The sequence below is a fragment of the Devosia sp. CAU 1758 genome (genome assembly GCF_054482695.1).
On the sequence record NZ_JBTLRJ010000002.1, the window covers coordinates 826427 to 834373 of the forward strand.

The window sequence follows — 7947 nt, forward strand, 5'->3', positions numbered from 1 at the left end:
CATACTCATTAGACGCGTACGAACATTCCGTCAACTTAAATCGAGCCCGGCCCGAGTTCGTTCAAGGGTCGTCTCCGCGCGGAGCAGGGAGACAATGCAATTTGACATTCGGCCGATCGCGCCAAACTCCGACCGTCACCAAGCTAGAGTGATAATGTATCTTACGGAAACGAGGGCCCAAGAACTCGGGCTCCGCAACCAAGTTGCGAGCACACCTCGTGAAGGCACTCGCGCCTCGGTGATCCACGCTACCATGACGCGCGACTGACGGTTCAATAACCCGCTTCACCGTCAAATGTCAGAAAAATATCTGCCAAACTTGACTATGTCAGGTTGGTAACCTATGTTTCTGTCATAGGAGGACGCCATGACCGATGGCCCGTTCAGAAATTTGCCCTTGAGCACTCGATGGAGGGCCTTCGGGGAGCAGCTCGTCAGCGATGCCGCTAGCCCTGCTGAGCGCATCAATCAGGCATGCCACAGCATGATGACCGATGCGGGCATGAAAGAATTCAGTTCCATGGTGCAAGAGCTGTCGGCCTGCCTGGCGCAGTCACAGCTGACGCTCGATCCCGTTGCGGACATTGAGGCCGTGATTGAGAAACACTCCATGTCTTCGCAAGCAGACATTTTGCGGCGCACTCTCATTGCGAAAATTCACGATGGTTTGCCACCGACTGATGCCCTGCAGCCAGCGATGCTCGCTACCACCCGAGAGTGGATTGGAATCGTGAAGAACCGTTTGGATGAGGACTGCATTCAGGCGCGGGACCTGGGCGACATGAGCAGGTCTGATTACCAAAAAGGCCTTGAGCGCAACGCAGAGGCGTTTTCCGGCATCGAAGTGGAGAGACTTTGTCAGGCCATGAGAGATGGCGACCGCAGGGCTTTCGGTTCCCCAAAAACCATACATGTGGATGAGGGCCCCGGAGAATGAACGTCCATAATCACACCTCGCTCGGTGCCAAGACTTTGTTCGTGCTTGAACGAGGCGAGAAGGCCCCTGCTTACCTTTCGGACGCAGCGGAGCAAGCTGAGATCGACCGGCAAATCTACTTCGATGCTGAAATCCTGGACTCGTTCGATGTTGCGGGATGCCTGCCGCGACATTTCGATTTGCTCGTTGTGTGTGCGGCCATCGAAATAGCGGACAGACGGTGGAAGAGATCCCGGGCCTGGGCCCGCCACTTCAATCTCCGGATTCCGGTGATTGATCTGGAACGATGGCAGAAGCCGGCCGTAGAGCATGGGCTGCGCCGGGTGCTGAATTTTCTGACCGGAGACAATTGGCACTTCACCTTTGTCCGGGCGAAGAACGGCCCTCGGATTGGTGCACGGCAGTACCCATTGGACTTCGAGAAAACCAAAAGTCTCGCAATCGCATACAGCGATGGATTGGACTCGCGAGCTGTCACCGGACTCTGCGGCGGCAAGGACGAGGTGCTGTGTATTCGCGTGGCCGGCAACCGCCAGCAGCGCAAAATTGGTGATAGCCCGTTTGAGCGCATTCCATTCGACACCAGCGACTATCGGAAGAACGAAAGCAGCTTCCGCAGCCGTGGATTCAAGTTTGCCGCTGTCACCGCAATGGCTGCGCAGCTCTACCATGTGTCGAGGATAGTCGTCCCGGAAAGCGGTCAGGGCGCATTGGGCCCGGCCATCCTGCCCTTACACAATGTCTATGCCGACTATAGAAACCATCCGGCATTCTTTCGTCGGATGGAGCAGTTCTTGAGCGCCCTGCTCGATTGGAAGATCAAGTGTGAGCAGCCCAGACTTTGGTACACTAAGGGGCAGACGCTACAGGCCTTCCTGAAACTACCCGGGAAAAACCAACAGCATCTGAGCCAGACTCATTCCTGCTGGCAAACCCGTCGCATCGTGAACGATGGTCACCGGAAGCAATGCGGCCTATGTGCCGCTTGTTTGTTGAGGCGGCAAAGCCTTCATGCGGCGGGAGTCGATGAAAGCTCCAACGCCTATGTGGTGTCAGACCTGAAGGTATCCACCGTCAGCGGGGCTCTTCTCCCTGTCACCGAGAAGGCAGACCGGGACATCATGATCGAGTATGGCAGCGTTGGTGCAAGGCATCTGCAGCACCTGGCCGATATGGCCGACTGGCCGGATGAGTTGCTGCACACGCATGCCTCACAGATCGCGTCTGCCACGGGCGAGACGTGCGGGGAAACGACTAGAAAATTGAGGGCCATGTTGAGTGCGCATGCTGAAGAATGGAAAGCGTTTCGATCAGAGCTGGGGGTCAACAGCTTTCTGAACGACTGGATGGATGGGGGACGCAATGAGTGACCTCAACGAACTGAGTTCCCAGGAAATCGGACGCCGCCTGCGAATAGCACGTGAGAATGCCAGCGTGCTGCAAGAAGAGGCGGCGCGGATCGTGGGCGTCTCCCGCCCCACTCTTGTTTCGATTGAGCAGGGTGTGCGCCGCGTACGGATTCAGGAAATCCAGGCACTGGCGCGGCACTACGGGCTCTCAGTCAATGCGTTGTTGCGCCGTGAGGCCGTGCATACCGATCTGGTGCCCAGATTCCGAAAGCTACGCGAGGCCGAAGACGCGCAAACCGCAGAAGCAATTCAGATGCTCAACGACCTGATCAAGGCCGAAGTCGAGCTCGAGAATTTGCTTGGGATTCAGAAAAGCCGAAACTACCCACCGGAGCGCGGTATCAACACTGGTGATGTGATCGCCCTTGCAGAGAAGCACGCTGCGGAACTGCGCGAGTGGCTTGGCCTTGGGCTTGGCCCCGTTGCTGACATCTTCTCGCTGATCGACAAGCAGCTTGGCATCAGACTGTACCAGCGGCGGCTGTCCTCGAGCTCAAAAGTGGCGGGACTTTTCAGCTTCGATGAGGGGATTGGCGCGAGCATACTGCTCAACGCGAACCATCCACTGCCTCGGCGTATTCAGTCCGCTGCGCATGAGCTGGGACATTTTTTTGGCACGCGGCAAAGTCCGGAAGTTCTTGAAACGGACGAGCGGTTTCTGTCGAGGGACGAACGATATGCCAATGCCTTCGGTAGGTCGTTCATGGCACCTGCAGAGAGTTTCGCCGAGAGCTTCCGGCGGATCAAAGAAATCACGGGGAAAATAACCGCTAGACTAATCATCCTCCTTGCTGACGAATATCATATTTCCCGACAAGCTAGCTGTTTGCGTCTTGAAGAATTGGGGTTGGCAAAGAAGGGAACTTGGAGCTGGTTCGAAGGCAGGGGCGGGATTACTGACGAACACGCACGGGAAGTGCTTGGCGAGCCGGTGTTTCTGCGCGATCCGGCTAAGTCTGATGCTGACCGACCTGTCTCTCATCGAATGAGCCTGATGGCACATGCTGCGTGGAAACGCGACCTGATGTCGGAAGGCCAACTGGCGGAATTGCTAAAGATCAGCCGTCTCGAACTTCGCGGCATCATCGATCAGATTGAGCTTGAAGAAAGAGAGACTGATGAGTTGGCCAAGCTCCCTGATTAGCGTAGAGGCGCCACTGGTTCTCGATACGAGCGTGCTAATAAATCTTCATGCTTGTGGGAGCGGCGCGCGTATTCTCCGTGCCATTCCGAACCTGACCCTTGTGCCACAGGAGGTGGCCGCGGAGCTGGACCACGAAACGAGCCGTGCCAACGGAGAACAAGAGTTTCTCAGAGGCATGATCGACAACGAAACTGTCCTCATCGAAGAAATGGTGGATGAAGAATATGAGGTGTTTCTGAACTTGATCACCTCCTCGCCCAGCCTCGGCGATGGCGAGGCTGCGACGATCGCAATTGCATCGAAGCGCGGATGTTGGCCGGTCCTGGATGAACGACGCGGTCGGACCCGGGCAAGCGAACTTTGCAGCGATAAACCTGCTGCGTGGTCACTGGACCTACTGACGCATCCCACCGTTTCAGCGACGCTCGGGCAAGTGCCGGCGCTCGATGCCCTGTACCTTGCGTTGCGAAACGGACGAATGCGAATACCTCCGGAAAGCGCCGATCTCGTAATATCGTCTATCGGCGAGATCCGGGCCCGCGAGTGCACCTGTCTGCCCCAGTATAAGAATCGATTTCTCAAGCTGAACGAGAAAGCATGACGTGGCCTTCTCCGACTGTCGGGGTTTGCTGCACCGCGTCATGACTCGCTTGGGACGACTGGTACCATATCAGGCTTGTCCCCTACTCACCCTGCTCGACCATGACCAACGATCCCGTCCTCATCGCCTACACTGCAAAACGCAACGAGAACTCTGGCAAGACGATCTGGGCCAGGATCGGCCGTGCCTATCCCCATGAAAGCGGCAATGGCCTGAACGTCATTCTTGATGCGCTGCCGATTAACGGGCGCATCATCCTGCTCGAGCCGCAACTTGATGAGAGCGCCATCGACTAAAGACGCGTGGACTCGCTTCAGTTGCCTAGATGCCGGAGATCGCCGTCGCATCGCGCAAGGCGGTGACAATTTCCTCGAAGGGCGGCTGAGACTTGTAGTAGAGCGCGGCGGATTGCGCATAGGCGTCGGCATAAAGCGCGAATGTGTCGGGATCAGCCAACTGGATCGCCTGATTTTCTGCGAGGACCTGGTTGTCGGCCGCGCGGAAGCGTTTCACCTTGTGAGCGGAGTAGTCTTCCGTGCCGATAAATTCGCGCACCGCCGGCACCTGCAAGAGACAATACAGATCGTAGTAGTGGCGCATGAAATTGGCAGGGAAGTCGCCCTCTTCCTGCTGTCTGCGGAACTTTGTTGAAACGGTCTGCAGCTTCTCCACGAAGGTGTAGCCAGGGTGATAGCAGGCGACGTCGACGGCGCGGTTGTCGATCACCTCAACACCGCTCCGGACAGCGTGATCATAGGCCCAGGATGATACCGTCGAAGGCGAATTCGGCGAGACATCATCGAAGCCTACTTCGAGCAGAATTCCGTCCTTCAGGCCTGCAAGCGAACCATTTTGCGAGGGGTATCCCAGCCGAATGCCACCACCGCGGTAATAGTCCTGATCATCGAACGCTGTGTCGCGCTCGATGCTCGTGATGCCGTGGATTGCGATTTTGCCAGCGAGCCAGTCATAGAACGCCTTCCGGCTTTCTACATGGGCTGGTTTTTGCTGCCTCGGACTGACGGCGACGTTCAACTCCGCAGGCGGCTCGATGCGAATGTCGATGTCTTCCGAGAAGCGGTGGATAATTCCAAGACCCTTGGAGAGAGATGTGCCGCCCTTGAGCTCGAAGGATAGGCCCATCTGCTCCAAGCCGTAGAGGCTATGCATGATCCAATAATCCTTCTCCACAAGGACAGGATTGACGGCGAGGTCATCGCCGACAACCCGTATCAGATCAGCAAAATCAGGTAGTTGGTGGAGGTATTCACGAGCCATACGTTATTGCCGCGCTTCAAGGACAGGCTCAAAGAACTTCCTGGCTTTTGAGCCGCCGTATTCTCGCACGGTCCTGCCAAGCGCCTTGGCGTCCATCTTCAAGGCTTTCTGGCGTGCCGCATCGAGCATGGCGGATTTCTGCTCGGCCAGCTGATCAACATTATCGACCAGATCAACCAGCAGAAATTCCTCGGAGGGCTTCAACGGAAAATGAGGCTTTACGCGAAACTCGTACTCGCGCTTGCCCAGCCTGAAGCGGCCATGCCGTTTATGATTATAGACGACGGTTCGATTGTAGAGCTGCGTCGTCCCCAGGCCTAGCGCGTTATACGCATTGGGTGTCGTGAGCAAAAAGCGATGATCCTTGAGGAACGCCTTAACCAGCTTGGCATCCTCGGCAGGCACCGCGCCGAACCGCGAGCGCTTGGGATATGCGTATACCCCGCCTGCCAGCTTGTGGAGGACGCCCTCATCGACCAGCTGCTTCAGGTGCCGGTCAACGGCCTTTGACCATGGAAGCAGATCGGCACGCCGATAAACCTGCCCCGGGCGGAGGTGCTTTTTGAGTTCGTTTAATGCGCTCATAGCTTCAGAGTACCGGAAAGTGCTCCAAGTTGCAAAGTTTTTCATTGAAAATTCATGCAGAGACGAGGTGGGTCAGTATGGACCAAAGACCCGGATCGATGGGATTCTCTAAGGTGGTTTGAGCTTCTAGCGCAGGCGCCGACCGTCTTCGATCATATCGACCTCGGCAATGGTCACATCATCCTTGACCAGGGCTGCCATGACAACGTGGCGCAGACTCGTCTGACGCTGCGCGGCCCGGATTTTGAGCTCGGTCCATACATAGTCTGGCAGCTCGAGATTGAGCGTCTTCATGCGCGAGCGCGGCGTTGGCTGCCCGGCATCATCACGCTCTGAGGCCGCTGCATCTGCGTCCTTCACCGGCGCAACGACAACGGGAGCCCCCTTCTCTTCCCGCTGAGGCCGCTCGAACTTCCCGACCCCCTTCTCACGCGCGAGGCGCTCGATTTTGTCGTCATCGATATCTGGGTCCAGGGGCATAAAGGGTGCGCGTTCTAGTTTCATGATCAACCTGCCTTGCGAATGGTTTCGTGGTCCGCGCCGGCTATCTGGCGGATTTCAGAGACGAGGTTTGCAATCTCAAGCCCTGCCCCCTTCCCCGGCTCAGTGACGGTGGGCGGCTGCCCGTTGAGGAACATTTCCCGGTAGGCGCTGCGCTCAACGAGCGCCGTGCGAAACAGCGGCAGGCCGAGCCGCTCCAATTCGGCATAGGCGTAATCCGTGACGCGGGTCCGCAGCGGAAACACCTTGGTCAGCAACAGCCGATACGGGATCGGGCGACCGGTGGTATCGGCAATGTCGCGAATGTCTCCAACGACAACCAGAGCTTCACGCAGATCGGGCTCGGAGGTCTGGGCCGGGATGACGACAATGTCTGAGCGGGCCAGTGCCTTGAAAAGGGTCACTTCGCGCGTCCCCGGCAGGTCGATGCAAATGTGAGCATAGGCACCGGACTTCTCACTTTGCGAAAAGAACGGCCCAAACTTGGCAGGCTCCACGGCCTTGACCGTGAGATTGTCTATGGGGGCCTTGCGAGACCAGCGATCCAGAGTGCGGTTCTGATCAAGGTCAATCAGCAGCACACCCTCCCCTTGAGCGGCAAGCGCGGCGGCGACCGCGGCGCATGTAGTGGATTTACCCACCCCCCCTTTGGACGAAGCAAATGTGATGATCATTTCAGGCCTGCAATTCTTCGGTTACCCGGATGTGGATTAGTGGTTTTAAGCAAATCAGTAATTAAAGTCTGCCGCATTCGTTCAAATGCACAACAGTTAATTTGCGCAACCATGCAACTAGCTAATTGAATATCTTAGCAAATGTGGAAATATAGAGAAATATAATTGTTCAAATGCGCAATCACGCAGATATGTATCTGTATAGAAACACAAAACTGCAAGCACCCAACTGCACATTTGCTGAATTGCACGATTGGGCGAGCATAGCTTGGGTCTGAAGCCGGCGCAGGGAACGAGCCGAATTGACACCAAACCACCGGGAAAGGTGAGTTTTTGCGGGTGAGACGGGCGCGGCAGGTACGGGGCGGATCGCAAGGGTGCGATGAGTGAGTTTTTGGGCGGCCGCAGAAGTCAGCACATCCTGCAATCTGAATGCGACCGAGCTGTAGAGAAGGGGCCTCAGATATCTTCATGCCATAGGAGCTGCCTGAGCGCTTGCGGGGCGATTGGTCGGTGCACCTCCAGATCTGGAAGAGAGAGGGTCTGCCGGGCTCTGATCTGGCAATTGGGGCCCATCCACGAGCAAGATGTCGAGTGGCGGGCCGCTATCGTGCCTTTTGCCCCCTCACGCCAAGCAAAAGCATCCTATCGTCCAGGATCAACCTATCCAGATCATTGTGCTCTTGAGGATTTCAAGGAATGCGTATCCGCGGCTAGCGGACGCCATGAAACAGGTGCGGCGAAGCGACCGCGTCTGCGGGAGCGAAGGGTGAGGGCCATCAATGTCTTGTGGCCGCGAATGCGGCCACGCCATTCTT

At 56.7% G+C, this 7947-nt stretch carries 9 protein-coding genes; 5 read left to right on the plus strand and 4 right to left on the minus strand.

Annotated elements, in window-relative coordinates; translation table 11 throughout:
• Positions 1-367: 367 nt before the first annotated feature.
• The 5 genes from ACXYMS_RS10020 to ACXYMS_RS10040 all read left to right on the plus strand — a co-directional run bounded on the left by ACXYMS_RS10020 (position 368) and on the right by ACXYMS_RS10040 (position 4387).
• Positions 368-937 (plus strand): hypothetical protein, encoded by a 570-nt coding sequence (locus ACXYMS_RS10020; RefSeq protein WP_458905888.1) that lies wholly within the window; start codon positions 368-370, stop codon positions 935-937.
• Positions 934-2307 (plus strand): 7-cyano-7-deazaguanine synthase, encoded by a 1374-nt coding sequence (locus ACXYMS_RS10025; RefSeq protein ID WP_458905890.1) that lies wholly within the window; start codon positions 934-936, stop codon positions 2305-2307. The genes ACXYMS_RS10020 and ACXYMS_RS10025 overlap by 4 nt, the downstream gene beginning before the upstream one ends.
• Positions 2300-3490, plus strand: a complete 1191-nt coding sequence (locus ACXYMS_RS10030; RefSeq protein WP_458905891.1) for an ImmA/IrrE family metallo-endopeptidase — start codon at positions 2300-2302, stop codon at positions 3488-3490. The genes ACXYMS_RS10025 and ACXYMS_RS10030 overlap by 8 nt, the downstream gene beginning before the upstream one ends.
• Complete coding sequence (locus ACXYMS_RS10035) at positions 3465-4091, plus strand: DNA-binding protein (protein ID WP_458905893.1); 627 nt, start codon at positions 3465-3467, stop codon at positions 4089-4091. The genes ACXYMS_RS10030 and ACXYMS_RS10035 overlap by 26 nt, the downstream gene beginning before the upstream one ends.
• A gap of 101 nt (positions 4092-4192) precedes the next feature.
• Positions 4193-4387 (plus strand): hypothetical protein, encoded by a 195-nt coding sequence (locus ACXYMS_RS10040; RefSeq protein WP_458905895.1) that lies wholly within the window; start codon positions 4193-4195, stop codon positions 4385-4387.
• Positions 4388-4412: 25 nt separating this feature from the next.
• Here ACXYMS_RS10040 and ACXYMS_RS10045 read toward each other — a convergent pair whose 3' ends face one another.
• From ACXYMS_RS10045 to ACXYMS_RS10060, 4 genes are all read right to left on the minus strand, one after another.
• Entirely contained in the window at positions 4413-5369 is a 957-nt protein-coding gene (locus tag ACXYMS_RS10045; RefSeq protein ID WP_458905897.1) for a nucleotidyl transferase AbiEii/AbiGii toxin family protein, read from the minus strand.
• 3 nt (positions 5370-5372) lie between these two features.
• A complete protein-coding gene (locus ACXYMS_RS10050) occupies positions 5373-5999 on the minus strand; it encodes a DUF6088 family protein (protein ID WP_458905899.1) in 627 nt (208 codons plus the stop codon).
• 81 nt (positions 6000-6080) lie between these two features.
• A complete protein-coding gene (locus ACXYMS_RS10055) occupies positions 6081-6458 on the minus strand; it encodes a hypothetical protein (protein ID WP_458905901.1) in 378 nt (125 codons plus the stop codon).
• A gap of 2 nt (positions 6459-6460) precedes the next feature.
• Positions 6461-7129, minus strand: coding sequence for a ParA family protein (locus ACXYMS_RS10060; protein ID WP_458905903.1), 669 nt, complete (start codon positions 7127-7129; stop codon positions 6461-6463).
• Positions 7130-7947: the final 818 nt, after the last annotated feature.

Bases quoted from the DNA above. Each gene is read 5' to 3' on its own strand.
- ACXYMS_RS10020 (WP_458905888.1), top strand. From the start codon at position 368: ATGACCGATGGCCCGTTCAGAAATTTGCCCTTGAGCACTCGATGGAGG.
- ACXYMS_RS10025 (WP_458905890.1), top strand. From the start codon at position 934: ATGAACGTCCATAATCACACCTCGCTCGGTGCCAAGACTTTGTTCGTG.
- ACXYMS_RS10030 (WP_458905891.1), top strand. From the start codon at position 2,300: ATGAGTGACCTCAACGAACTGAGTTCCCAGGAAATCGGACGCCGCCTG.
- ACXYMS_RS10035 (WP_458905893.1), top strand. From the start codon at position 3,465: ATGAGTTGGCCAAGCTCCCTGATTAGCGTAGAGGCGCCACTGGTTCTC.
- ACXYMS_RS10040 (WP_458905895.1), top strand. From the start codon at position 4,193: ATGACCAACGATCCCGTCCTCATCGCCTACACTGCAAAACGCAACGAG.
- ACXYMS_RS10045 (WP_458905897.1), bottom strand. From the start codon at position 5,369: ATGGCTCGTGAATACCTCCACCAACTACCTGATTTTGCTGATCTGATA.
- ACXYMS_RS10050 (WP_458905899.1), bottom strand. From the start codon at position 5,999: ATGAAAAACTTTGCAACTTGGAGCACTTTCCGGTACTCTGAAGCTATG.
- ACXYMS_RS10055 (WP_458905901.1), bottom strand. From the start codon at position 6,458: ATGAAACTAGAACGCGCACCCTTTATGCCCCTGGACCCAGATATCGAT.
- ACXYMS_RS10060 (WP_458905903.1), bottom strand. From the start codon at position 7,129: ATGATCATCACATTTGCTTCGTCCAAAGGGGGGGTGGGTAAATCCACT.